The organism is Pseudomonas sp. D1-1 (assembly GCF_051132225.1).
GTDB lineage: Bacteria > Pseudomonadota > Gammaproteobacteria > Pseudomonadales > Pseudomonadaceae > Aquipseudomonas.
In genome coordinates this window covers 4,819,555-4,845,233 of record NZ_CP071676.1, presented here as the reverse complement: position 1 = coordinate 4,845,233, position 25,679 = coordinate 4,819,555, and the positions used below count along the sequence as shown (strand labels likewise).

Genomic DNA, 25,679 nt, shown 5'->3' with positions numbered 1-25,679 from the left:
CGGCCCGGGCGACAAGTCTTTATAAATATAAGAAAGGACTGAACCATGAAACTCTGGCCCAAGCGCCTGACCAGGCTGCTGTGTGTCATCGTGGCCCTGTGCGCAGTGCAGGTGCCCGTCAGCCTGGCCCAAGGCGAAACGCCCGCCGACCAATTGGTGGTGGGCATGAGCATGATCAACCTGCTGTCGCTGGACCCGGCGGCCGCGACCGGCCTGGAAGTTGCCGAGGTCAACGCCAATGTCTACGACATGCTCCTGGAGCAGGACGCGGCGCAGCCGGACACGCTGGTGCCGGCCCTGGCGAAAAGCTGGGAAGTCAGCCCGGACCGCATGCGTCTCACCTTCCAGTTGCGTGACGACGTCCGTTTTCACTCCGGTGCGCCGCTTACTGCGCAAGATGTCGCCTGGTCCTTGCAACGTGTGGTCACCCTCAACCGCGCCCTGGCGTCCACCTGGAAAGCCTACGGTTTCAGCGCCGACAACGTCGCCCGGCTGATGCGCGCCGAAGGGCCCCACACCTTCGTCATGGAGCTGCCACGCGTCACCGACCCGCTGTTGGTGCTCAACACCCTGGCCACCTCGCCGAGTGCGTTCATCATCGACCGCTCGGTGGCCTTGCAGCATCAGGTCGGTGACGACCAGGGCGCGGCCTGGCTGGCGACGCACACCGCCGGGTCCGGTGCGTTCAAGCTGGATATCTGGCGCGCCAACGACGTGATCCTGATGAGCCGCAACGAGGACTACTGGCGCGGCGCGCCGAAGTTGCGCCGGGTGATCATGCGCAACATGACCGAGTCCCAGGCCCTGCGCCTGATGGTCGAGCGCGGTGACCTGGATGTCGCCCGCGGCATGGCGGCGACCGACATCAAGGCGCTGGGCAAGGTGGATGCGGTGCGCATCCAGAGCATCGCCCGCGGCACGCTGTACTACGTGGCGATGAGCATGCAGCAGCCGCTGTTCCAAGACATCCGGGTGCGCCAGGCGATCCGTCTGCTGATCGACTACCAAGGCATCAACGACGTGGTGATGCCGCACTACGGCGTGATCAACCAGCGCCCGATGCAGCTGGGCTTGCCGGCACGCCTGGACGATCCGGGTTATCGCCTGGACGTGGCCGAGGCTCGCCGCCTGCTGGCAGAAGCCGGTCACGCCGAGGGCTTCAAGGTGAGCATCCGTTCGCTGACCGACCCGCCCTTCATCAACATCGCCACCAGCCTGCAAGCGACGCTGGCCCAGGCGGGCATCCAGGCGACGATCATCACCGGCACCGGCAACCAGATCTACGGGGCGATGCGCGACCGCCAGTTCGACATCCTCGTGGGGCGTGGCGGTGGTGGGGCGGAGCGCCATCCGCATTCGAGCCTGCGGGCCCTGGTGTACAACCCGGACAACCGCAGCGAAGCCAAATTGAGCAACTTCCAGGGCTGGCGCACCTCGTTCTTCAACCCGCAGCTCAATCAGTTGATCGAACAGGCCGAGCGCGAGCGCGACCCCGAACGGCAGCGGCAGATGTATGCCCAGATCCAGACCCTCTACGACCAACAGGCCGGGGCAATCATGCCGGTCTCGCAAATGGTGGACGAGGTGGTGATTCACGCCGACGTACGCAACTACATCGGCCACACCGCCGCCACCACGCGTCTTCGCGACGTCTACAAGCAGCGCTGAAATCGACGGCCTCAAGGCCAAGGCAGGAAATGAACATGTCGACTGCATCCTTTTCAATCTGGACAACCCGGGCCGCTTCGGCGACCCGGCGCGGCGGTTCGGTGGCGGTGACGCTGCTGGGGTTGCTGCTGCTGACCTTTTTTATCGGCCGGGTGATGCCGCTGGACCCGGTGCTGGCAATCGTTGGCCCGGACGCCGACGCCTCGGCCTACGCCCAGGTCTATCAGGAGCTGGGCCTGGACAAACCACTGTGGAGCCAGTTCGCGATTTACCTCGGCGACCTGCTCCACGGCGACTTCGGCATGGCCTTGCTGACCGGAAACCCGGTCATCAGCGACATCGCCCGGGTGTTTCCGGCCACCTTGGAACTGGCGACCCTGGCCATTCTGTTCGGCGTGCTGGCGGGCCTGCCGCTGGGTGTCTACGCGGCGACTCATCAGGGCCGCGCCGGTGACCACGTCGCGCGGTTGATCACGCTGTTCGGCTATTCCACGCCAATCTTCTGGATCGGCATGATGGCCTTCCTGGTGTTCTACGCCTGGTTGGGCTGGGCCGGTGGCGTCGGGCGAATCGGCCTGGCCTACGACGGGCTGATTCCGACGCACACCGGGCTGCTGTTGATCGACACCGCCTGGTCCGGCGATTGGGAAGCCTTTCGCAGTGCGCTGCGGCACATCCTGCTGCCGGCGGTGATCCTCAGTTTCAACTCGGTCGCCTACATCAGCCGCATGACTCGCAGCTTCATGCTCGAGCAACTGTCCCAGGAGTACATCATCACTGCCCGGGTCAAGGGTCTGTCCCAACGCAAGATTGTCTGGGGTCACGCCTTCGGCAACATCCGCGTGCAGCTGTTGACCATCGTCGCGCTGGCCTACGGCGGGCTGCTGGAGGGCGCGGTGCTGATCGAAACCGTGTTCGCCTGGCCGGGTTTCGGCCAGTACCTGACCAGCAGTCTGTTGCTCGGCGACATGAACGCAGTGATGGCCTGCGTGCTGCTGATCGGCCTCATCTTCGTGACGCTGAACCTGATCAGCGATGCGCTGTACAAGCTCTTCGACCCGAGGACTCGCTAATGAGTCTGCCCCTTGCTTCGAGCGCAGCCGGCGATACCACGCTGCCCGCTTCGAGTACGGCAGCGCTGGTCGCCAGCGCCGCCCGGCTGCTGCGCTTTCTGCTGCGCAACCCGATGACGTTCGCCGGCCTGGTTGTCGTCGCGACCTTGATGGTGGTCGCGGCGTTCGCGCCATGGATCGCCGGTCACGACCCGTTGCTGCAGAACCTCGCCGGTGCGTTGCAAGCGCCCAGCAGCGCGCACTGGTTCGGCACCGATGAATACGGTCGCGATGTGTTCGCCCGGTTGGTGTACGGCTCGCGCATCACCTTGTACATCGTCTTGCTGGTGACGGTGATTGTCGGTCCCATTGGCCTGTTGGTCGGGACCATCTCCGGTTACTTCGGCGGCTGGGTCGACAGCCTGTTCATGCGCATCACCGACATCTTCATCTCGTTTCCGAGCCTGGTGCTGGCGCTGGCCTTCATCGCGGCGCTTGGCCCGGGCCTGGAGCACGCGGTGATTGCCATCGCGCTGACGGCCTGGCCGCCGATCGCCCGATTGGCTCGCGCAGAAACCCTGCCGCTGCGCAACGTCGACTTTGTCGTCGCGGTGCAGCTCCAAGGCGCGTCGAGTGCCCGGATCATCCTGCGTCATATCATCCCGATGTGCCTGTCGTCGGTGATCATCCGCCTGACCATGAACATGGCAAGCATCATCCTCACCGCCGCCGCCCTGGGCTTTCTCGGCCTCGGCGCCCAGGCACCGCTGCCGGAGTGGGGCGCGATGATCTCCACCGGCCGGCGCTACATGCTCGAAAGCTGGTGGCTGGTGGCGGCGCCGGGTGCGGCGATCATGCTGGTCAGCCTGGCCTTCAACCTGTTGGGCGACGGCTTGCGCGACGTCCTCGACCCCCGCAGCCAATCCTGAGGAAAGTCCCATGACTGAGATAAAACTGGCCGTGCAGGATTTGTGCGTGGAGTTTCGCAACGCCGGCAAAACCTCCCTGGCGGTGCGTGATGTGTCGTTCACCCTGGGGCGGGAAAAACTCGCCATCGTCGGTGAATCCGGCTCGGGCAAATCCACCGTCGGCCGCAGCCTGTTGCGCTTGCATCCGCCGACGGCGCGGGTCACCGCCAAGACCCTGCGTTTTGCCGACATCGATTTGCTGAAGGCCAGCGAAAAGCAGATCCAGGCGATTCGTGGCGCGCGCATGTCGATGATCATGCAGGATCCGAAATACTCGTTGAACCCGGTGGTGCGAGTCGGCGAGCAAATCGCCGAAGCCTATCTCGCCCATCACAAGGTGCCCCATCGCGAAGCCCGCGAGCGGGCGCTGGACATGCTCGGCAAGGTGCACATCCGTGATCCTCGAAGGGTCTATGACCTGTACCCCCATGAAGTCTCGGGTGGCATGGGCCAGCGGATCATGATCGCCATGATGGTGATTACCGATCCTCAGGTGATCATCGCCGACGAGCCGACCTCGGCGCTGGACGTGTCGGTGCGCCGGCAGGTGCTCAACGTATTGGAGGAGTTGGTCAGCGAGCGTGACCTGGGACTGATCTTCATCAGCCATGACCTGAACCTGGTGCGGCATTTCTGTGATCGCGTGCTGGTGATGTATGCCGGCCGGGTGGTCGAGTCGATTGCCGCCGCTGACCTGGATAACGCCACCCATCCCTACACCCGAGGCCTGTTGGCCGCGTTGCCAAGCCTGGATCACCCGCGCGCCACGCTGCCGGTGCTGCAGCGCGACCCACGTTGGTTGAACGCTTGAGGAGCCTGTCATGAACATGATCGAAATCGCCGGCCTGAACCTCAGTTTCGGCACCGGTGCGGCACTGAACGCGGTGTTGCACGACGTCGACCTGAGCGTTGGCGAAGGCGAGGCATTCGGCCTGGTGGGGGAGTCCGGTTCGGGCAAGACCACCGTGCTGCGTTGCCTGGCCGGACAGTACCAGCACTGGACGGGACGGTTGCAAATCGCCGGGAGGGCGGTGACGCGCAAGCTGCCGCTGGACCACTACCGCACCGTGCAGATGGTTTTCCAGGATCCCTACGCTTCATTGCATCCGCGCTACACCATCGACGCCGCGTTGCAGGAACCGCTGCGCATCCACGGCATCGACGGGCGCGGGCAAAAGGTCAGCGAGATCCTGCGCAAGGTCGGCTTGAACGACAGCTTCCGCTTTCGTTATCCGCATCAATTGTCCGGCGGCCAGCGCCAGCGCGTGGCGATTGCCCGGGCGCTGATCCTGCGGCCGCGGGTATTGCTGCTGGACGAGCCAACCTCGGCACTGGACGTCTCGGTGCAGGCGGAAATTCTCAATCTGCTGGCTGATCTGCGTCGTCAGGAAGGTCTGACCTACCTGATGGTGACCCACGACCTCGCCGTCGTTGCGCACTTGTGTGATCGGCTGGCGGTGATGCAACAGGGCCGGGTGGTGGAAACCCTCGACAGCCAGCTGCTGGCGAGCGATGGCGCCGCCCACGAGTACACCCGTTTGCTGGTGCAAGCCAGTCGCGACATACAGCGAATACCCATCGCCGTATGAAGTAACCAAGCCGCTGTAACTGTTTTAAACCGCAGCACACGTTGAACCGCAAGTTTCAATGCGCGCACGCGCTCGCCTGCGATTTGACGTTCACCCCAACTATTGATTTCAACCAACAAGAATAAAAAACATGAAAAAGATATTCACCGTTTTGTCGATCGCTTCATTGTTCACTTCGTTTGTCGTTCAGGCCGATACCGGTTACATAAACGTTCGCCATCAATACGCCGAAAAGACCCGCATGCACGCCGACCGCGCCAAGTTCGGCATCAGGCTGGATAACGGTGTGGGCCTGGAAGGCGAACTCAAATACAAGACCGCCGGGGATCGGGAAGATGTCGCCTTCGACAACACTGTCGGCAGCGGCCATGAGTTCACCGTCAACTACCAGCACAAGATCGACGACCGCTGGACGCTGACGCCTTCGTTCGCCATGGAAAGCGACGAGGAGTCCACCACCTACAAGATGGGCTTGCGCCTGGGCTACAAGATCACCAAGGAACTGAGCATCGCCGGGCGTTACCGTTACGACGCCAGCAAACTGGACCGCGACAAGGTGGATCACGACGTGCCGGACAATGGCCAGGACGACCAGACGATCCATCGCTACGACGTCTACATCAACTATGCGAACCAGGGGCCGTGGGCCTATGAATACCAACTGACTTACTTCGATGCCGATTACATTCGTTACAACGGCGGTACTGACGACTATGAGCAGAATGCCGTGGTCAAGTACAAGTGGGATAAGCGTTGGGCACCGTTCTTTGAGGTCGGTGACATCAAGGTCAATTCGGTGGACAGCGATCGGCAGTTGCGCTTGCGGGTGGGTATTCAATACAACTTTTTCTGAGTCGCGAGATCACCGGGATCAACTTGTGGGAGCGAGCTTGCTCGCGATAGCGGTCTGTCTGGGGCGGTGATGTTGGATGTGCTGCCGCCTTCGCGAGCAAGCTCGCTCCCACAGGGGCTTTGTTGTGTATGTAAATGCAATGAACACTGGAGATCAGGGTGGGAGCGAGCCTGCTCGCGAAAGCGGTGGGCCCGCTTGCATCAGCATTGAATGTGCCACCGTCTTCGCGAGCAGGCTCGCTCCCACAGGGAACAAAGGTTATTCGTTGTAGAACGCCTGGCGTTGTTGGGTTTCACACAGGCGCATGCGGCTGTTGCTCAAGTGCAGGTACATGGCCGCCCGCGCCGCGTCGGCATTGCGGCTGGCGATGGCATCGAAAATTTGCTGGTGTTCGGCGTTGATCCCCTGCAGGTAGGCGCTGCGATCACTTTGCCCGGAGTAGGCGGAGTTCATCCGGGTGCGCGGGATCAGCTTTGTACCCAGGTGCTTCATGATGTCGATCAGGTAGTAATTGCCGGCCGCCTTGGCGATTTTCAGATGGAACTGGAAATCGGCGTTGATCGTGGTGCCGGATTTTTCCGGCCCTTGCAGCAACGCCTCCAGCGCCTGGGCCAGTTCGGCCAGGGCTTCGGGCGTGGCGCGTTCGGCGGCCATGCCGGCGGCCTGCACTTCCAGGCTCAGGCGAAACTCCAGCAAATTGAGTACGTCCGACAACGTCGCAATCGTCGCCGGCCCGAGGGTGAACCCCTCCGGTGCCGGCATATCCAGGACAAACGTACCGACGCCATGGCGGGTCTCGACCAACCCCGCCGCCTGCAGGCGCGACAGCGCCTCGCGCACCACCGAACGGCTGACGCCCTCGGCTTCCATGATGTGCACTTCGGTGGGGAGCTTTTCGCCGCATTTCAGAATGCCGTCGCGCATGCGCTGGGCAAAACGGTCGACCAGTGTTTCGGCGAGGCGGCGCGGCTTGTTCAATGGAGATAACGCTTGGTCCGTCATCGGCGTGCTCTAGTGTGATCAGCGGGCATTATAGTGAGTTTTGGCCCAAGGTCGCGGCTATAATGCCGCGATCGTCTGGCTTGATGGATAGGTGCAATGGAGCGTGTCACAACCGATCGACGCCTGAGCATGACTCAGCAACTGGTGGTCGACCTGACGCAGCAGATACTCGCAGGCGAGCTGCCGGCGGGCAGCAAACTACCGACCGAACAGGTGATCATCAAAGAGCGTGGCGTCAGTCGGACCGTGGTCCGCGAAGCCATGTCGCGGCTCCAGGCCGAAGGCTTGGTCGAGACGCGCCATGGCATCGGCACCTTCGTCGTCGACACCGCGCGCCCGGGTGATTTCCAGGGCGGCAAGCACATCAAGGGCGGCGCCCATGACGCGCTGGCCGTCATCGAACTGCGCCTGAGCCTGGAAGTGGAAGCGGCCGGCATCGCTGCGCAACGCGCCACGCCGGAGCAGTTGCTGGCAATGCGCGAAGCGCTGGATGCGGCGAATGCCGTCGACGCAACGGACGACAACAGCGCCCGGACGGATTTCGAATTTCATCGGCAGATTGCCCAATGCACCGGCAACAACTTTTTTATCGACGCGATGGCGCACGTCGGCAATACCCTGATCGCCGTGGTCCAGCAGGCGGTGCCAGCGATGGCAACTGAAAATCGAGCATTGGTGGTGCGTGAACGCGAGCAGATCTACGCGGCATTGGCGCGACGGGACGGCGAAGCGGCGCGGGCGTCGATGCGGTTGCATCTGATCAACATGCAGCAGCGGGTCCGAGGCGCGGTAGAACTGGCGAAGCAATAATTCGCACCACAGACCCTGCGGGGGCGGGCGGGCGGGCTTGCTCGCGAAGGCGGCGGCCCATCCTCTTGCTAATTGCGCTTCCAGCACTCCGCAAACCGCGCACATACCCCGTAATGCTCGTCCATCTGCGCCATCCTTTCCAGGTGACGAGTTACCGCTTCGACCGTCACCCCATTCCCGATCCGGAAGTACTCCACCATCATCGCAACGTCCAGGTCGATCTCGGCTTTCTCCGGCTTGGCATTGGCGGTTTTGGGTAACGCCCATTGCTCCAACTGCTCGTCCTTCAGCTGTCGTAGACGCGTCTGGTATTCCTCCTTGAAACGTTCCATCGAGTGCGTCTTGTTCTGCGCCATGTCATCGCCAAACGTCTTCAGATTTTCCCGGTACAGCGTCCAGTAGTCAGCTGGCAGGTCGAAACCGAGCTTGGCCTTGCGTTCGCTGATCAGGGTGTCCAGTTTCTCTGGCGGATAACTTTCGACTTTTTCCTTGGCCGGATCCGTCTTCACCGTGACGACCAGGCTTTTATCGATGACCCGGCTCATCAATTCCAGGCGATGGGGTGTGTCCGGGTAGGTCTTGGGGAACAGCGCATTGCGGCCGGAGCAGGCGGGAAAGTCTTTTTTCAGGATCGGGATCGGTGTGCGCACGTCCTTGCCGTCGACCCTTTGCAAACGTTGCAACTGAGTCAGGCAGAAGTTCTTCTCGGACTTGAACGTCACCTCGTACTCGGCATTGGCCTCGGGTGTAAAGTTGAAGCCCTTGCCACACACGGCATAACCGCTGTTCATGTTGGTGCGCAGGTGAATCTGCTCACCGGGCTTGAGCTTGACCTCCAGATAACCCCTGGCATCCTTGGGCGCCGGAACGCTCATCCCCACCCGCCGCGCGGTATCGCTCAACAGCATATTGTTGAGGATGCCCGTGGTTTGTCCGTCGCAATGGGCCGCGTCGAAATAGTCCAGCGTGGCGTTGCTGGTATTGGCGACGAACCTCAACTTGGCGGCGTCCGGTTCGATGGCATCGGGGTAACTGCCATTGACGCTGCAACCGCCGAGCAATACAAACAACGCGGACAATGCTAGCAACGGGGTAGGACAGCGAGGCAGGGCGAGCATAGGTCATCCTTGAAGGATCGATAAAGTGGCGAATGCTACTAAAATGCCACTATTGCGTCCATCACCTGCCGCTGGACTGCAGGCAATACCCTCTTCTTTTCCGCAATTGAAACAACACTCCAGCATGCCATCAGTATCGCTGATATGCGTTCATCATGGTCATCCTCGAGGCTCAGGAATCTACCGTTCCGTTGGAGAGCACGCTGCGGGGTGGTTCATAATTCCAAAACTGAATGCAGCAAACCGTGGAGCGAGCAAGCTCGCTCCCGCAGGTCTCTCGTGGAGATCAAACCTTCGCAGGGTTCTGCTTCTGCGGATCAATACCATAGAGCCTGATCGCCTCGGTTACTTTTTCCCTTGGGATTTTCCCGTCATCGGCCAAGGCCTTCAACGCCGCCAGTGCGATGAAGTGACGATCCACTTCGAAAAACCTGCGCAATGACTCACGGGTATCCGATTGGCCGAAACCGTCGGTGCCGAGGGCTACGAAGCGTCGATTGGGTGCGAACGGGCGGATCTGGTCGGCGAATATCTTCATATAGTCAGTCGCGACCACCACCGGCCCCTGTTTGTCCTGCAGGCAACTTTCCACATAACCGATACGCGGCGCGTGCTCGGGATGCAGCAGGTTCCAGCGTTCGGCTTCCTGGCCGTCGCGACGCAGTTCGGTCAGGCTGGTTACGCTCCAGACTTCGCTGCTGACGCCAAAGTCCTGTTCCAGCAACTGCGCCGCCGCGACCACTTCCTGAAGAATCGAACCGCAGCCCATCAGTTGGACATGCTTGCCTTCGACAGGCTTTTCAGGCGCCGAGAGCCGGTACATGCCCTTGAGAATGCCTTGCTCGACACCTTCGGGCATTGCAGGGTGGGCGTAGTTTTCGTTGAGTACGGTGATGTAATAGAAGATGTCTTCGTTTTCGGCATACATCCGCCGCATGCCGTCCTGGATGATCACGGCCAATTCATAGGCGTAGGTCGGGTCGTAGGACACGCAGCAGGGGATGGTCGAGGACAGCACATGGCTGTGGCCGTCGTCATGTTGCAGGCCTTCGCCCATCAGCGTGGTCCTGCCGGAGGTGGCGCCGAGCAGGAAGCCGCGAGCCCGGGCGTCACCGGCGGCCCAGGCGAGGTCGCCGACGCGCTGGAAGCCGAACATCGAATAAAAGATGTAGAAGGGCACCGTCATCACGCCGTGGGTGCTGTAGGACGTACTCGCGGCGATCCATGAAGAAATCCCGCCGGACTCGTTCAGCCCCTCCTGCATGATCTGGCCGTCTCGGGCTTCCTTGTAATAGCTCAACTGGCCGGCGTCTTGCGGCGTATACAGCTGGCCGACATGGGAATGGATACCGATCTGGCGGAACAGGCTTTCCATGCCGAAGGTCCGTGATTCGTCCGGGACAATGGGCACGATCAGCTTGCCGATATTCGGATCCTTGAGCAGTGTGCCGAGGATGCGCACGAACGCCATGGTGGTAGAGATCGCCCGTTCGCCAGTGCCCTTGAGTTGTGTATCCAGCGCCGACAAGGGCGGGACCTGTAATGGCGCCACGGCATTAAAACGGGCCGGGATATAGCCGCCCAACTGGCTGCGCCTGGCTTGCAGGTACATCGCCTCGACGCTGTCCGCGGCCGGCTTGAGGTAAGGCATGTCGCCCAGCTGGTCATCGCTGAGTTCCAGACCGAACCGATCACGGAACGCCTTGACCGCGTTGTCACCCATTTTCTTGAGCTGGTGGTTGATGTTCTGGCCTTCACCGGCTTCGCCCATGCCGAAACCCTTCACGGTCTTGGCCAGGATCACGGTCGGCCCGCCGGTGTGACGCATGGCAGCGGCATAGGCGTTGTGGACTTTTTCCGGGTCGTGGCCGCCGCGAGACAGCTTCCAGATATCGTCGTCGCTCAGGTCGCTGACCAGCTCCAGCAGCTCTGGATACTTGCCGAAGAAGTGCTCGCGCACATAGGCGCCGTTCTGGGATTTGTAGTTCTGATAATCGCCGTCCACGCACTCCATCATCCGCTGGCGCAGCAGGCCGCTCTTGTCCTTCTCGAGCAGGGCATCCCAGCCGCTGCCCCAGATCACCTTGATCACATTCCAGCCGGCCGCCCGGTACAGGCTTTCGAATTCCTGGATCACCTTGCTGTTGCCACGCACCGGGCCGTCCAGGCGTTGCAGGTTGCAGTTGACGACAAAGATGATGTTGTCGAGCTTCTCCCGGCCCGCCAGGGAAATCGCCGCCAGGGATTCCGGCTGGTCCATTTCACCATCGCCGAGAAACGCCCAGACCTTGCGGCCCTGGTGCTCCTTCAGGCCGCGATCTTCCAGGTAGCGCATGAACCGGGCCTGATACGCGGCCGTAATAGGGCCCAGCCCCATGGACACCGTCGGGAACTGCCAGAAGTCAGGCATCAGCCGTGGATGCGGATAGGACGAAACGCCGTCGCGGTCGGTCTCGCGGCGAAAGTTATCCAACTGTTCTTCGCTCAGGCGTCCTTCCAGATAGGCGCGTGCATAGATGCCCGGTGACGAATGGCCCTGGATGTACACCATGTCACCGGCGAACTGCTCGGTGCGACCACGGAAAAAATGCTCGAAGCCAACGTCATACAAAACCGCCGCCGACGCGTAGGAGGCGATGTGCCCGCCGACGTTCGAATGTTTGCCGGCGCGCAGCACCATGGCCAGCGCGTTCCAGCGGATATAGGCATTGATCCGGCGCTCCACGGCCAGGTCGCCGGGGTAGGGCTGCTGGCGGTCGGCCGGGATGGTATTGACGTAGGGCGTCGTCACGCGCCCGTAGAAATCACCGTGGCGGTTGGCGTCGAAATCAAGCATCTGATCGATCAGGTAGTGGGCACGAGAGCGCCCTTCGACACTCGCCACCGATTCAATGGATTCGAGCCATTCGCGAGTCTCTTGTGGATCCTCGTCGAGAAACATGGATTGTTGTGCCATCGTTGTCGTCTCCTGGACAGTGCAGCAGCACCGAGTCGTTTGGTGCCTGACTAAGGGGCGTGGGTCGACGCCAACCTTCGAGAATTTTGTAGTTGCACTTGCAACTACGTGCGAGAACTTAGCCTGCCGCGCGCTACAATTGCAACTAAATCGATTTCTTGAGAAAGGTGCTGCATGTCATCCAGCGAGCCGGATACCTGGTTCAGATTCGTCAGGGCCCACCGTTGCCTGATCCGCGAAATCGAGCGTCGGCTGGCGTCCGCCGGGCTGCCGGCCTACGCCTGGTACGACGCGTTATGGGGCCTTGAAAGCGGCCCCGACGGCGCCCGGCGGATGAGCGAACTGGCCGATGTCATGGCCATCGAGCGCTACAACCTCACCCGCCTGGTGGACCGCCTGGAGGCGGAAGGCCTGGTCACCCGCAGCCGCGCCAGTGATGACGGCCGAGGTGCGTACGCCGCCATCACCGAGAGCGGGAAAGTGCTGCGCAAGAAAATGTGGAAAATCTACGAAGAGGCGGTGGACGAATTGTTCCTGGCGCAGTTCGACGACGACCAGCAGCGAGTCTTCAGCGAAGCGTTGGAGCGCGCGGCCACAGCGGCGCGCAGCAGTGGTCGAGGGAAATAGTCGATGGACTCCACTCAGTGCCGGATAAGCCACCCATGATCAAATGGTTCAAGACCCTCACCCGAACGGATGTCATTGCAACACTCGCCTTGGTCGTCTCCATCGCGTCCGCCTACTTCAGCTACCAGCAATACCAGGACGGCATCGCCAGTCGCAAGACACCGATCATTGTCCGTGTCGGTGCTGAACACGACAAAATCTCGTTCTTCAAGCCCCACGCCGACTTCCCGGTACTCTTCAAACAGCGTTACAAGATCATCCTCACCAACAACAGCTTCAATCCGGAAAGCGTCATTGACTGGCGAATATGGGAGCGCCGGGAGGAGGGCGGCGGGCAGTACATCGGCATGAAATCCAAGCTGCTCGATTCCACGGGAATGCCGATGACCTTGCCATTCCTGATCGCTGCGAAAGAGAGCAAAGTGCTCTTCCTCGACGTTGGCCAGAAAGTCACGCCAGAGGCGTGGGCGGCGGTGGGACCCGCGGTGAGTCTCGGAAAAGAACTGGACTGGTTCGACGCAGACAGGATTTTTGCCGACGCGGGTTATCCACAGTTCGGCCAGCTTGCGCCGGGAGAAAGCTCCCGGTATCAGGACCTGCAAGTCAACCGCTGGACCAAGGGCCCCGCGTACCAGGAATTCCAGTTGAACTTCACCAAGGCCGATGGCTACGAAGTGGCTGCGCAGTTATCGCTAAATGTCAGTGATGTTTATCCACAGGGGGGAGGCGGTGCGGTAGTGGTGGGCAAAAGCTGATCCGGCATGATTACCGTTACCCGTGGCGAGGGAGCTTGCTCCCGCTGGGGTGCGCAGCAGCCCCCTGGCGGTGTTTCAGAAAAAAAAAGTTGGCAGGTTTGCGACTGCTGCGCAGCCGAGCGGGAGCAAGCTCCCTCGCCACGGGAATAGAGTGGTTCAACGGATCGCGGTGCGGCTGCGGTGGCTCACTCGAAGCTCAACACTTCGCAACCCTTGGCCTCGACCATGTCGCTGAATACCGGCAAGCGCGCCACAAACTCCGTCTCGAACGCCAGATACCGATCCTGCGCCGGCACATAACGAATCTCCGGCTTGATCCGCGGCAGGTCCTTGGACGTCAGCTTCAGCACCTGGTTGCTCCGTTGGTTCCAGAACCACGCCAGCGTGTGTGTGCCGAAAGTGTTGGCGCGGTAGCTCCACACCCACCAGTCGCCATGCCCACGCGCGACGTGAAGTTGGCCATGAAACGTGCGCAACGTGATCACCTGCTTGGGCTGGGTGACCAGCAGGCGGGTGTCCTGGCGCAGCTCACTTCCGAAGCCGTCCAGCGTCGCCTGGGTCTTGGCGCCGGTGATGAAGTTGAAGCGCCACGCCAGCAACACTGTCTCCTGATACCCCGCGTGCTCGAGGTTCTGCCGCGCGCCTTCGCTGAACAGCAAAATCTCGTCACCGCCCAGATACGCCGTGGCTGGCCGCAGCTTGTAGGCTTCGGCTGGCATCGGTTTGGCGGGGACGGCCCGGTGCGGCGGGTCCAGGTTCCAGACCCAGCAGCGCTTGCCGTTGTGCTGCATGAACAGCAAGCGACGGGGGCCGATGGGCAGGATTGTCAGCTCCTCCGAATCCTCGAAGATCACCTCGCTGCTGTCCGCCGTGATCCGCCAGATTCGCGTCAGATGCTCGGGCTGGTAAATGCGCTGACGTTCGAAAATCTCCTCGTCCACCACGACACAAGGCTCTTCGAATGCTTGCCATTGCATTCCGGCAGGGCCGAACTCTTCGATGACGTCGCCCCGGAGGACCTCGTATTTGAACCGATCATCCGCACTGTAATCGCCGTGTTTGACCTGGCGCCTCCACAGGCTGCGCTGGGCGTTGGCGTCGATCAGCCGCAGATCGGCGCCGTCCACGCCGTCAGCGCGCTGTTCGAGCATCTCCTGTTCGGCAGGCGGCCATTGGTTGTAGTCGATCAGAAAGCACAGCCAACGGTCTTCGTCCTGCTCGGTAATCGCGGCCCAGCCGTTGCGGTAGTTGTATTCATGCACATAGGTGGGGCCTGGATAGTCATGGACTTCCTGCAACCACTTGACTTTGCCGCGCTTGGGTTTGGCCGGTTTGCGCGCTTTTACCGCAGGTGGCTCGATCAACGTCGCCGTGAAGCTGGGCTCCCCGCGAGGGCTTTGCCAATGCTGGGCAAACGTCTCACGCTGATCGGAAGGAAAAATCACCGGCCGATAGTCGTCGCCACCGGCATCCAGGTTCCACAAGTCATAACCCTGACCCGCCAACACCGGTGCCAACGCCTCGAAGCAGACCTCGGGCATCTCGTTGGACAGCTCATCCAACAACGCCTCGAATTCCGGGCCGGCAAACACACCGACGTCGGGATAGTAATGCTGCAACAGCCCGAGCAAGTCGCTGCCCGGTGTTTTCCAATCGATATGAACCAATGGATCAAAACGAGCTGCCATCACGCCTGTTTCCTTGTGGTTTCTCTGCGTATCCCAGCTGCACACCACCAACCTCAAGCAAACCAATAAGCCGATTTTGATTGATTGGTCGGGTACAGACTACTGTGGGAGCGAGCCTGCTCGCGAAAGCGGTGTGTCAGCTTGCAAAGGTGTTGGATGTACCACCGCCTTCGCGAGCAGGCTCGCTCCCACAGGTAGTTCAGTGACTCAAAGCTCCGGAAACTCCCCCAGATAACAAACCGGCGAACTCGAATCCGCCCGCTTCTCCATCTCGTCCTCCAGCCACCGCGCCAACACCACTGCATTATTCTCAACCGGCGACTTGGCCGCATAGATCAACGTCAGCTTCCCGTCCCTCGCGATATCCACCAACTTCCACCAATGTTCCGGCCGGGCCGCCAGCTCTTGTCGATACGCCACATCGAACTCGGCAAACGAAACCGCCCCCGCCTTGAACGCCTTGCGCAACTCATGAGAAGGCCCAACTTCTGGCAGCCATGTATCGATCGCCAGCGCATCCTTGCGGCAATTACGCGGCCACAGGCGATCAACCAGAACCCGCACGCCGTCCTCGGCACTGGCGGTTTCGTAGGCGCGCTTGCATCGGATCATCAACGTCTGCCTGTCGAAGTGGGACCGCGTCAGCATAGGTCGCCCACGACGAGGCGACCAGCCTCCTTCCACCGCACTTTACCCATCCTTTATGAAAAAAAGTTCACTCGATCCCTTCAATCAAAAGCCGCGGGCGCTCAAGCAAAGGTGCGCTCCGCAGGCGGCAGAGATGATGGCGCGGAGCACTGTGGGGATTTTCGAGCCGTCGTCCGTCCGGAGGCGGTTTTCCATTTGATTTGTCGACAGCGAACCGCCTGGTCGTCATGGCACGGCCCGCCGTATTAAGGATGAGTGAACAAAAATGAACAGAGTTTACCGAGTCGTCTGGAATGCCGTGATGGGCGCATGGCAGGTGGCATCCGAGTTGGTCAAGAGCCACGGCAAGGACAAAAGCCGTACCTCGCTCAGCCTCGTCATCGGCGTGGGCGGCGGACTTTTCGCCTCGGTAGCGGCGGCGGGAGCGTTACCCACCGGAGGGAACATTGTCGCGGGTAACGGCAACATTCAGCAGAATGGCAACAACATGGCCATTCATCAGGGCAGCGACAAGCTCGCGATCGACTGGCAGGGCTTTTCCATCGGCAAAGGCAACACCGTCGAATTCGTCCAGCCTGGCAAGGCGTCGGTCGCCTTGAACCGTGTGCTGGGCTCGGATGTATCGGTAATCCAGGGCGCGCTGAAAGCCAACGGCCAGGTGTTCCTGGTCAACCCCAACGGCGTACTGTTTACCCCCGGCGCACAGGTTGATGTGGGCGGCCTGGTGGCCTCCACGCTCAACTTGAGCACCGAAGATTTTCTCGCAGGCAACTACCGTTTCAGTGGCAAAAGCGCCGCGTCGGTGGTCAACCAGGGCAACATCAATGCAGCGCAGGGCGGCACCATTGCCTTGATCGCCGCAAAAATCGTCAACGAAGGCAATATCACCGCGCACAAGGGCAATGTCCTGCTCGGCGCCGGCAGTGTCGTGACGCTCGACCTGGGCGGGCCGGTGCAACTGGAAGTGAAAGAAGGCGCGCTTCAAGCGTTGATCGAAAACGGCGGCGCCATTCGTGCCGATGCCGGCCGCATCCTGCTGACCGCCCGTGCGGCGGAAACCCTCGCAAGCACCGTCATCAACAACACCGGGTTGATCGAAGCACGCTCCCTGGACATCGGTGAAAACGGCCTGGTCACGCTGATGGGGGACCATGGCGATGTGCAAGTCGCTGGGCGTATCGATGTGTCCTCCGACACCGCCAAGGGCGGCAAGATCGTCGTGACTGGCGAGCGCGTGGCGATCAAGGCAGGCGCCGTGCTCGACGCCACCGGCGCCAAGGGTGGCGGCGAAATCAATGTGGGCGGCAGTTGGCAAGGCAAGGACCCGTCGATCAAACAGGCCAGCCAGACCACCATCGCCGCAGGTGCCGTGCTTGACGCATCGGCCACCGACAACGGCAAGGGCGGTACCGTGGTGGCCTGGTCGGATGTCAAGAAAGCGGGCAGCGTGACCCGCGTGGACGGCACCCTGAAAGCCACCGGCGGCGCCAAGGGCGGCGACGGCGGCAAGATCGAGACCAGCGGTGCGAAGCTGGCGGTGAGCAAGGCGGCCGATGCTTCGGCTAAAAACGGCAAGGGCGGCTTGTGGTTGCTCGACCCGGACAGCGTCACGGTGGGGCCGGGTAACGGAGGGTTGACCGGCGGCGCCAACGGGACAGAAGCCACGGTTGGCTTCAACGCGATCGATACGGCCCTGGCCGGTGGCACCGACGTGGCGATCAAGGCCGACAACAGCATCCACTGGAATGGCGACTACACCCCGTCGAGCATCAGCGGTGAGCGGACGCTGACCTTGCAGTCCGGACACAACGACGGCGGAACCGGCCGCTACGTCTTCGGCAATATTTTCCTCAACGGTGATATCGACGCCAGTGGCGCCGGCAATGGCAACAGCCTCGCGTTGATCCTCAACGGCAAGATCGCGCTCAACACCGATGTGAGCTTGAAGAGCAACGGCGGCAATGTCGTGTTTGCCGGCGTGGTGGACTCCGACGCGGTGGCCAACAACCGCCAACTGCGTGTCGATGCCGGTTCAGGTTCGATCATCTTCAGTGACATGGTCGGCGGTAACAGCGCGTTGGGCTCGCTGTACGCGACCACCAGCGGCGCCGGCAAAACCTATATCAACGGCGCGAAAGTCTTCACCAGCGGCGAGCAGGTCTACACCGGCGCCGTCGAGCTGGGCACTTCGCAGTTCCTGAACGCCGACTTCGAAAACGGCCTGGTCGGCTGGCAGACGTCCATCGCCCAGTTCTTCACCGGCGTCACCGTGGTCGACGGCGTGGTATCGCCAGATGACCCGACGCTCCCGACCACCTCGCCAACCAACGGCAATGCGCCGAGTGTTTCGCCTGGCGACCAGGGCGACATGAACTACAAACCGCTCACCCCGGTTGCCGCCGCTGGCCAGGGCAAGGACGGCGGCGCTGCGCTGCTGCTGGGTACCGAGAACAATTCCAACTGCCTCAACGCGCCCGCCGGTTGCATCATGCGCGGCCCTTCGGTCGTGAGCGAGGGCACGGTTTCGCTGGCGGCAGGGGAAGCGGTCAGTTTTGATTACAAACCGGTCGCTGGCGGTGACACCTACGATGTCTTCGGCTATCTGTTGAACGTCAACACCGGCGAATACCAGATCATCCTGAACGAAACGGGTAACGGTACCGGCGCGGTGAATTGGCAAACCCGCACGGCAACGGCTGATAGGGCCGGCACATACAAGTTCGTCTTCGTTTCCGGCAGCTTCGACCAGACCGCCGGCAAGCAGGTCGGTGGCTCGCTGTACGTCGACAACATCAAGACCAACACCTCGGGCAGCAAGGGCCTGCAGGGCAGTTCGATCACGTTCAACGGCAGCCTCAACAGCACCGATAACAACCTGGCCATCAAGGCGGACGATATCAACTTCAACGGTGGGGTTGGCAGCGTCACCGGCAACGGCAGCATCACCCTTGAAACCAACACCCCGAACAAGAACATTGCCGTGGGCGGCAGCACCGGCGATGCCCCCGGAGCGTTGGAGCTGACCGGCACCGACATCGGCGCGCTGAGCGACGGGTTCACTTCCGTCAAGATCGGTGGCGCGGACATGACCGGTGACATCAACGTCATCGAGCAAACCCGCTTCAACGACAGCCTGATCCTCGATGCCGGTACCGGCAATATCCACATCAATGACCAACTGACCGTGGCGGATGCACCGGGCACCGGTAACGACGACAGCAAACCGGCTCCGGTCCTGGCGTTGCAAAGCAATGGCGGCAAGATCGACCAGACCGCTGGCGGCGCCATTATTGCCGATGGCCTGGTGCTGTTGGGTAACAGTGCCGTGCATGACCTGGACAACGCCGGCAACGACGTCAATACCATCGCCAGCAACACCGGCACGGTCAGCTTTGCCGATGTCGATGACCTGACCGTTGGCGTTGTGACCATTCCCGACAGCCAGACTCCGGCAAACCCGCAAGGCGTAACGGTTGCCGGCATGACCCAGACCGGTGACCTGAACCTTGTCTCCGACACCCTCACCGTCGGCCAGGCCTTGGTCACCCAGGGCGATACGAGCCTGACCGCCGACGAAATCGATCTCGCCGCGAGCGTCGCCGGTGGCGGCAGCCTCACCCTGCAGCAGAAGACCGATGGGTTGGATATCCACCTGGGCGGCAGCGACGATCCTGAAGTCACCGGGCCTAACGATCCGCTGGTGCTGTCTGACGCCGACCTGGCCAATATCCAGGATGGCTTCGACAAGGTCGTCATCGGTAACGACAAGACGCGCAACATCACCGTCGACGATGAAGGCGCGACCTTCAAGGACGACCTGGCCCTGGTCGCCAACGGCGTCCTGGACCTGCTGGGCAATCTGGCGCTCAAGGACCCCGAAGGCAACGATGAAGACGGCGCCACCGGCAAGGGCCTGACCCTTAGCGTCGACGCGGGCAAAGGCGCGACCCAGGCAACTGGCGCGACCATCACTGCGGACGAACTGGCCTTGCGCGGCGAAGGTGACTTCAACCTGGGCAAGGGCGGGCATGACGTGAGCGTCATCGCCGCCGATGTCGGCAGCCTGAAATTCGCCGGCAACGGCGACCTGACGGTGGGCGTCGTGGACGGTACCGTGGGGATTACCTCCGATGAGGCGGTCACCCTGAAAACCGATCACGACCTGACGCTGGCCAAAGGCATCACCATCGAAAACGGCCCACGGGATGACGCCAACAATGGCGAAACCCGTGCCGACGACATCATCACTCTGGAAGTAGGGGGCAACACCACCCAGTCCAGCGACGTCGGGGCCAAGCTGGATGCCAGTGGCCTGGTGCTGCTGGGCGGCAACTACGCGTTGAACAATTCGGGCAACCTGATCGGCGATATCGCCAGCGAGGCGGGCAAAGTCCGCTTCAACAACAGCGGCGACCTCAAGGTGGGCACGCTGACCGCGACCCATGCCGACGGCACGCAAACCAGCCTCACCGGCGTGAACAACACGGGTGATGTCAGCATCGGCACCCAAGGCAATCTGGCAATCAACGAAGTGCTCGCCACCAGCGGCAACGTGTTCCTCAACGTCGACGGAAAGACCACGCAGGACAGCAACGGCAACATCAGTGCCGACGGCCTCGCCCTCAACGGCGGCGACTTCGAGTTGCGCAACAACGGCAACGTAGTGGGCGATATCGCCAGCGAGGCGGGCAAGGTCGCCTTCAACAACACCGGCAACCTGAAGGTCGGCACGCTGACTGAAACCGACGGCAGCGGCAACGTGGTCAAGACCACGACTGGCGTGAACAACACTGGCGATGTGAGCATCGGTACCCAAGGTGATCTGGCGATCAATGAAGGGCTGGTGACCAGCGGCAATGTGTTCCTGAACATCGGCGGCAAGACCACCCAGGATGCCAACGGCAACATCACCGCCGACGGTCTCGCGCTTAACGGCGGCGATTTCGAGTTGCGCAACAACGGCAACGTGGTCGGTGATATCGCCAGTGAGGCGGGCAAGGTTGCGTTTAACAACACCGGCAGCCTGAAGGTCGGCACGCTGACTGAAACCGATGGCAATGGCAACCTGGTCAAGACCACCACCGGCGTGAACAACACTGGCGACGTGAGCATCGGTACCCAAGGTGATCTGGCGATCAATGAAGGGCTGGCCACCAGCGGCAATGTGTTCCTGAACATCGGCGGCAAGACCACCCAGGACGGCAACGGCAATATCACTGCCGATGGCCTGGCGCTTAACGGCGGCGATTTCGAGTTGCGCAACAACGGCAACGTAGTGGGTGATATCGCCAGCGAGGCGGGCAAGGTTGCGTTCAACAACACCGGCAACCTGAAGGTCGGCACGCTGACTGAAACCGACGGCAACGGCAACGTGGTCAAGACCACGACTGGCGTGAACAACACTGGCGACGTGAGCATCGGTACCCAAGGCGATCTGGCGATCAACGAAGGGCTCGCCACCAGCGGCAATGTGTTCCTCAACGTCGCTGGCAAGACCACACAGGATGCCAACGGCAACATCACCGCCGACGGTCTCGCGCTTAACGATGGCGATTTTGAGTTGCGCAACAACGGCAACGTGGTCGGTGATATCGCCAGTGAGGCGGGCAAGGTTGCGTTCAACAACACCGGCAACCTGAAGGTCGGCACGCTGACTGAAACCGACGGCAACGGCAACGTAATCAAGACCACCACCGGCGTGGACAACAGCGGCGACGTCAGCATCGGCACCGACGGCAACCTGGCGATCAACGAAGGGCTGGCGACCAGCGGCAACGTGTTCCTCAACGTCGACGGCAAGACCACTCAGGATGCCAACGGCAATATCACCGCTGGTGGCCTGGCCCTCAACGGCGGCGACTTCGAGTTGCGCAACAACGGCAACGTGGTCGGTGATATCGCCAGTGAGGCGGGCAAGGTTGCGTTCAACAACACCGGCAACCTGAAGGTCGGCACGCTGACTGAAACCGACGGCAACGGCAACGTGGTCAAGACCACGACTGGCGTGAACAACACTGGCGATGTGAGCATCGGTACCCAAGGTGATCTGGCGATTAACGAAGGGCTGGTGACCAGCGGCAACGTGTTCCTGAATGTCGATGGCAAAACCACTCAGGACAGCAACGGCAACATCACCGCTGACGGCTTGGCCCTTAACGGCGGCGACTTCGAGTTGCGCAACAACGGCAACGTAGTGGGTGATATCGCCAGCGAGGCGGGCAAGGTTGCGTTCAACAACACCGGCAACCTGAAGGTCGGCACGCTGACTGAAACCGATGGCGGCGGCAACGTGGTCAAGACCACGACTGGCGTGAACAACACTGGCGACGTGAGCATCGGTACCCAAGGTGATCTGGCGATCAATGAAGGGCTGGTGACCAGCGGCAATGTGTTCCTGAACATCGGCGGCAAGACCACCCAGGACGGCAACGGCAATATCACTGCCGATGGCCTGGCGCTTAACGGCGGCGACTTCGAGTTGCGCAACAACGGCAACATCGTGGGCGACATCGCCAGCGAGGCGGGCAAGGTCGCCTTCAACAACACCGGCAACCTGAAGGTCGGCACGCTGACCGAAACCGATGGCAACGGCAACGTGGTCAAGACCACCACCGGCGTGAATAACACCGGCGACGTCAGCATCGGCACCGACGGCGATCTGGCGATCAACGAGGAGCTCGCCACCAGCGGCAACGTGTTCCTCAACATCGGCGGCAAGACCACCCAGGACGGCAACGGCAACATCACCGCCGACGGCCTGGCCCTCAAGGGTGGTGATTTCGACCTGCGCAATGCCAGCAACTGGGTCGGCGATATCGCCAGCCGAGCGAAGGACGTCAACTTCGTCAACCGCAGCGACGTCACCGTCGGCAGGTTGACCGAGACGGCACTGGACGGCACCCAGCTGGACCAGATCGTCGGCATCGGCAACACCGGCAAGGTCCAGGTCGTAACGACGACCGGCAACATCACCCTGGCCGAGAACGTCAGCACCACCAGTAACGCTTCCGATGCGATCGTGCTCAACGCCGGTCAATCGGCTTCGGCGGGCGTGGCCGCGGGCGGTGATGTGAAGGCTAATGCCGGCGTGACCGTGTCCACCGGCGTTGGTGGTCGGGCGGTGATCTACACCGGCAGCCTGGCCGGTAGCACCCGGATGGTCGATGTGCTCGGCAGTGGCAGCGGCAATTTCCGCTACAACAGCGACGAGCAGCAGAGCAACTTCGGCAGGGCGTTGGGCAACAGCGGCGTGCATGCCGTGTACCGCGAGCAACCGACCCTGGTGGTTTCCACCAACGGTACGACCACCCAGACCAAGGTGTTCGACGGCAGCACCACCTTCGACGGCGGCGGTATCGGCGGTTATGACGCCAACGGTCTGTGGAACGGCGACACCAAGCAGATGCTCGGCAACCCGCTGTACTCGGTGTGGACTTCCGGCCCAGGCTCGCACCTGATCAACATCGGTGGGCTGGCAGACCTGGGTTACCTGATCGTCAGCAATCCGGCCAACGCCAACCTCACCGTGACCTCGTCCATTGACTATGAGGCCGTCCGGCAGAGCGTCGCCGATGCAACCCGCGTTGGCGCGCAGCAGAATTCGCCGCATGCCCCGGAGCTCGATCCGGCCCAGCCGAAACCGGCTGACTGGTCTGACTACGGCGTTGAGGACGGCGGTCTCCTGCTGGTGGACCAGGGCGACACTCGGGCGAACGGCAATGCGGGCGACAGCGATTCGGCCGCCCAGGCCGAGGACACCGCCAGCGAGCGGGAACTGGCCGGGAACGTCTGCTCCGACGGCGGGGTATCCGCCGGCGGCGCGTGTGCGGCCTATCCGCCGCAGACCGTGTTCGTCGTGCGTGGCGGTGTGCGCTTGCCAAGCCTGGCCATGCGTCCCTGAACCCTGACATCCACCTTTTCATTTGAAGGAGCCCCCTGGCCACGTCCGCGGACGTGGTCATGGGCTCAGGCAAGCCGAATTTTTCGAGATTGATCCAATGCATAACAAACTGATGTCCTGCGCCGCCGGTCTGGCGTTGTTGTCCACTTCCCCGGCCTGGGCGGCGACCCTGCCGGCACGCCCGATCCCCGACGCCGGTCGCATCCTGCAGGAACTGCCGATTCCGCAGCAGGAGCTGCCGCAAAGCATTCGCCTGGATGTCGAGGCACCACAGCCGACACAGGAAAAAGTCGGCGGCGCCAAAGTCCAGCTCAACGCCGTGCGCTTCACCGACAACACCCGCATCGACGAGGCCAGACTGCAACGCGTCGTCGCCCCGGCCATCGGTCAGGCCCTTGATCTGGACGCGCTGCGCGAAGTGGCCCGGCAGGTCACGCTTTACTACCGCGAGCAAGGCTACCCCTTCGCCCGCGCCTACCTGCCGGCACAACGCATGGAAAAAGGCGAGCTGACCATCGCCGTGATCGAGGGCCGCTATGGCAAAGTCACCGCCGTCAACGACGATGCAAAACTGGCCACCCAGGCGCAGCCGTTCCTGGATGACTTGCAGCCGGGCGACGTGATCGAGCGTGAGCGCCTGGAGCGCAGCATATTGGTGCTCTCCGACTTGCCGGGCGTGGCAGTTCGTCCGGTCATCCGTCCGGGTGAAGCACTTGGCACCGGTGACCTCAATGCCCAGGTGAGCAAAACCGAGGCCTTCGAGGGCAAGGCCACGCTGGACAACCACGGCAACCGTTATTCGGGGCGCAATCGCCTGACGGTACAAGGCGACTGGAACAGCCCGCTGATGTTGGGCGATCGCCTCAGCGCCGCAGTGATGGCCACCGATGAAGACCTGTATTTCGGCAGCCTCGGCTACTCGATGCCACTGGGCACCTCTGGCCTGCGTGGCAACGTCGGTTACGCCCAGAGCTCTTATGACCTGGGCGCCGAATTCGCCGACCTGGGGGCGACCGGTACCGCCGAAGTCAGCAGCATCGGCCTGAGCTATCCACTGCTGCGCAGCAACCAGGCGAACCTCATGCTGGCCGGGCAGTACCAGCACAAGGACCTTGAAGACAAATACGAAGTGCTCGGCCTGAGCTTTGAAAAAAGCAGCAACTCGCTGCCCATCAGCCTGCAGTTTGACGTCAGGGACAGCTTGCTCGGCGGCGGCATCACCTACGGCGGCGCGACGCTGACCTACGGTGACCTGAAGCTGGATTCGGCCCTGCGCGAAGGCGACCGTCAGACCGCCCAGACCGAGGGCGACTTCAGCAAAGTGAATGTCGACCTCGCCCGCCTGCAAGCGCTGCCGGCCAACTTCACGCTCTTCGCCCGTTTCCTTGGCCAGTGGAGCAACGACAACCTCGACTCCTCCGAAGATTTCAGCCTCGGCGGCATCGATGGCGTACGTGCTTATCCACAAAGCGAAGGCTCGGGCGACGAAGGCATGCTGACCCAGATCGAGCTTCGCTACCCGATCGACAAGCTCACGCCTTACCTGTTCTGGGACGCCGGCAAGGTGCGCATCAACCACAACGAGTGGGCCGATGAGGAAAACAACCGCAGCATCTCCGGCGGCGGTGTCGGTTTGCGCGCTCAATACGGCCAGCTGTCGTTCGACGCAACGGTCGCATGGCGCCACTCCGGCGGCGAAGCGCAAAGCGATACACGCCAGGAAAACCCGCAACTGCTCGCTCAGATCGGCTACTCGTTCTGATTGCATAAAGCCCCCGTGGCGAGGGAGCTTGCTCCCGCTGGGCTGCGAAGCGGCCCTATAAAAAACAGTTCGGCAATTTGAGCGCTTTTCCTTTGTGGCGAGGGGATTTATCCCCGTTGGGCTGCGAAGCAGCCCCCTGAACCAGGCACCTCGGTGTGCCAGGAAGATCGGGTGTGTTGCTTTGGGGCTGCTGTGCAGCCCAACGGGGATAAATTCCCTCGCCACAAGGGGGCGTCGTTCGCTATCAGAACTCGCCTGGGCTGATGTCCAGGCGCAGCCAGTC

Annotated in this window: 16 protein-coding genes; 11 read left to right on the top strand and 5 right to left on the bottom strand. The window is 61.8% G+C overall.

Annotated elements, in window-relative coordinates:
* The first annotated feature begins 45 nt into the window (after nucleotides 1-45).
* From J3P86_RS21765 to J3P86_RS21740, 6 genes are all read left to right on the top strand, one after another.
* The gene (locus J3P86_RS21765; protein WP_434696829.1) at nucleotides 46-1,668 is read left to right on the top strand and encodes an ABC transporter substrate-binding protein; all 1,623 of its coding nucleotides are present in this window, start codon (nucleotides 46-48) and stop codon (nucleotides 1,666-1,668) included.
* A gap of 35 nt (nucleotides 1,669-1,703) precedes the next feature.
* A complete protein-coding gene (locus J3P86_RS21760; RefSeq protein ID WP_434698827.1) occupies nucleotides 1,704-2,741 on the top strand; it encodes an ABC transporter permease in 1,038 nt (345 codons plus the stop codon).
* A complete protein-coding gene (locus J3P86_RS21755; protein ID WP_434698826.1) occupies nucleotides 2,741-3,649 on the top strand; it encodes an ABC transporter permease in 909 nt (302 codons plus the stop codon). The genes J3P86_RS21760 and J3P86_RS21755 overlap by 1 nt, the downstream gene beginning before the upstream one ends.
* A 10-nt stretch (nucleotides 3,650-3,659) precedes the next feature.
* Complete coding sequence (locus J3P86_RS21750; protein WP_434628434.1) at nucleotides 3,660-4,499, top strand: ABC transporter ATP-binding protein; 840 nt, start codon at nucleotides 3,660-3,662, stop codon at nucleotides 4,497-4,499.
* Between the two features lie 10 nt (nucleotides 4,500-4,509).
* The gene (locus J3P86_RS21745; RefSeq protein ID WP_434698825.1) at nucleotides 4,510-5,277 is read left to right on the top strand and encodes an ABC transporter ATP-binding protein; all 768 of its coding nucleotides are present in this window, start codon (nucleotides 4,510-4,512) and stop codon (nucleotides 5,275-5,277) included.
* A gap of 130 nt (nucleotides 5,278-5,407) precedes the next feature.
* Nucleotides 5,408-6,130 (top strand): oligogalacturonate-specific porin KdgM family protein, encoded by a 723-nt coding sequence (locus J3P86_RS21740; protein WP_434696830.1) that lies wholly within the window; start codon nucleotides 5,408-5,410, stop codon nucleotides 6,128-6,130.
* Between the two features lie 258 nt (nucleotides 6,131-6,388).
* Here the strand turns inward: J3P86_RS21740 and J3P86_RS21735 are convergent, their stop codons facing one another.
* Nucleotides 6,389-7,132, bottom strand: a complete 744-nt coding sequence (locus tag J3P86_RS21735; RefSeq protein ID WP_434571929.1) for a FadR/GntR family transcriptional regulator — start codon at nucleotides 7,130-7,132, stop codon at nucleotides 6,389-6,391.
* Between the two features lie 96 nt (nucleotides 7,133-7,228).
* On the opposite strand from J3P86_RS21735, the gene J3P86_RS21730 reads away from it, so the two are divergent.
* Nucleotides 7,229-7,942, top strand: a complete 714-nt coding sequence (locus tag J3P86_RS21730; protein ID WP_434698824.1) for a FadR/GntR family transcriptional regulator — start codon at nucleotides 7,229-7,231, stop codon at nucleotides 7,940-7,942.
* Nucleotides 7,943-8,010: 68 nt separating this feature from the next.
* Here the strand turns inward: J3P86_RS21730 and J3P86_RS21725 are convergent, their stop codons facing one another.
* Entirely contained in the window at nucleotides 8,011-9,060 is a 1,050-nt protein-coding gene (locus J3P86_RS21725) for a hypothetical protein (protein WP_434698823.1), read from the bottom strand.
* A 286-nt stretch (nucleotides 9,061-9,346) separates the two neighbouring features.
* Nucleotides 9,347-12,016 (bottom strand): pyruvate dehydrogenase (acetyl-transferring), homodimeric type, encoded by a 2,670-nt coding sequence (aceE, locus tag J3P86_RS21720; RefSeq protein ID WP_434698822.1) that lies wholly within the window; start codon nucleotides 12,014-12,016, stop codon nucleotides 9,347-9,349.
* A 174-nt stretch (nucleotides 12,017-12,190) separates the two neighbouring features.
* Here aceE and J3P86_RS21715 point away from each other — a divergent pair, with 174 nt between their 5' ends.
* Both J3P86_RS21715 and J3P86_RS21710 read left to right on the top strand, forming a co-directional pair.
* Complete coding sequence (locus J3P86_RS21715) at nucleotides 12,191-12,643, top strand: MarR family winged helix-turn-helix transcriptional regulator (RefSeq protein WP_434628450.1); 453 nt, start codon at nucleotides 12,191-12,193, stop codon at nucleotides 12,641-12,643.
* Between the two features lie 35 nt (nucleotides 12,644-12,678).
* Nucleotides 12,679-13,398, top strand: coding sequence for a hypothetical protein (locus J3P86_RS21710; protein WP_434698821.1), 720 nt, complete (start codon nucleotides 12,679-12,681; stop codon nucleotides 13,396-13,398).
* A 185-nt stretch (nucleotides 13,399-13,583) separates the two neighbouring features.
* On the opposite strand, the gene J3P86_RS21705 is transcribed toward J3P86_RS21710, so the two are convergent.
* Both J3P86_RS21705 and J3P86_RS21700 read right to left on the bottom strand, forming a co-directional pair.
* On the bottom strand, nucleotides 13,584-15,086 hold the full coding sequence (locus tag J3P86_RS21705; RefSeq protein ID WP_434698820.1) for a hypothetical protein: 1,503 nt from the start codon (nucleotides 15,084-15,086) through the stop codon (nucleotides 13,584-13,586).
* A gap of 207 nt (nucleotides 15,087-15,293) precedes the next feature.
* On the bottom strand, nucleotides 15,294-15,698 hold the full coding sequence (locus J3P86_RS21700; protein ID WP_434698819.1) for a DUF488 domain-containing protein: 405 nt from the start codon (nucleotides 15,696-15,698) through the stop codon (nucleotides 15,294-15,296).
* 301 nt (nucleotides 15,699-15,999) lie between these two features.
* Between J3P86_RS21700 and J3P86_RS21695 the strand changes: the two genes are divergently transcribed.
* Complete coding sequence (locus J3P86_RS21695) at nucleotides 16,000-23,634, top strand: filamentous hemagglutinin N-terminal domain-containing protein (RefSeq protein ID WP_434698818.1); 7,635 nt, start codon at nucleotides 16,000-16,002, stop codon at nucleotides 23,632-23,634.
* 97 nt (nucleotides 23,635-23,731) lie between these two features.
* Nucleotides 23,732-25,396 carry a ShlB/FhaC/HecB family hemolysin secretion/activation protein gene (locus J3P86_RS21690; RefSeq protein WP_434698817.1) on the top strand — a complete coding sequence of 555 codons (1,665 nt, stop codon included), beginning with the start codon at nucleotides 23,732-23,734 and terminating at the stop codon, nucleotides 25,394-25,396.
* Nucleotides 25,397-25,679: the final 283 nt, after the last annotated feature.

Bases quoted from the DNA above. Each gene is read 5' to 3' on its own strand.
- J3P86_RS21765 (WP_434696829.1), top strand. From the start codon at position 46: ATGAAACTCTGGCCCAAGCGCCTGACCAGGCTGCTGTGTGTCATCGTG.
- J3P86_RS21760 (WP_434698827.1), top strand. From the start codon at position 1,704: ATGTCGACTGCATCCTTTTCAATCTGGACAACCCGGGCCGCTTCGGCG.
- J3P86_RS21755 (WP_434698826.1), top strand. From the start codon at position 2,741: ATGAGTCTGCCCCTTGCTTCGAGCGCAGCCGGCGATACCACGCTGCCC.
- J3P86_RS21750 (WP_434628434.1), top strand. From the start codon at position 3,660: ATGACTGAGATAAAACTGGCCGTGCAGGATTTGTGCGTGGAGTTTCGC.
- J3P86_RS21745 (WP_434698825.1), top strand. From the start codon at position 4,510: ATGAACATGATCGAAATCGCCGGCCTGAACCTCAGTTTCGGCACCGGT.
- J3P86_RS21740 (WP_434696830.1), top strand. From the start codon at position 5,408: ATGAAAAAGATATTCACCGTTTTGTCGATCGCTTCATTGTTCACTTCG.
- J3P86_RS21735 (WP_434571929.1), bottom strand. From the start codon at position 7,132: ATGACGGACCAAGCGTTATCTCCATTGAACAAGCCGCGCCGCCTCGCC.
- J3P86_RS21730 (WP_434698824.1), top strand. From the start codon at position 7,229: ATGGAGCGTGTCACAACCGATCGACGCCTGAGCATGACTCAGCAACTG.
- J3P86_RS21725 (WP_434698823.1), bottom strand. From the start codon at position 9,060: ATGCTCGCCCTGCCTCGCTGTCCTACCCCGTTGCTAGCATTGTCCGCG.
- aceE (WP_434698822.1), bottom strand. From the start codon at position 12,016: ATGGCACAACAATCCATGTTTCTCGACGAGGATCCACAAGAGACTCGC.
- J3P86_RS21715 (WP_434628450.1), top strand. From the start codon at position 12,191: ATGTCATCCAGCGAGCCGGATACCTGGTTCAGATTCGTCAGGGCCCAC.
- J3P86_RS21710 (WP_434698821.1), top strand. From the start codon at position 12,679: ATGATCAAATGGTTCAAGACCCTCACCCGAACGGATGTCATTGCAACA.
- J3P86_RS21705 (WP_434698820.1), bottom strand. From the start codon at position 15,086: ATGGCAGCTCGTTTTGATCCATTGGTTCATATCGATTGGAAAACACCG.
- J3P86_RS21700 (WP_434698819.1), bottom strand. From the start codon at position 15,698: ATGATCCGATGCAAGCGCGCCTACGAAACCGCCAGTGCCGAGGACGGC.
- J3P86_RS21695 (WP_434698818.1), top strand. From the start codon at position 16,000: ATGAACAGAGTTTACCGAGTCGTCTGGAATGCCGTGATGGGCGCATGG.
- J3P86_RS21690 (WP_434698817.1), top strand. From the start codon at position 23,732: ATGCATAACAAACTGATGTCCTGCGCCGCCGGTCTGGCGTTGTTGTCC.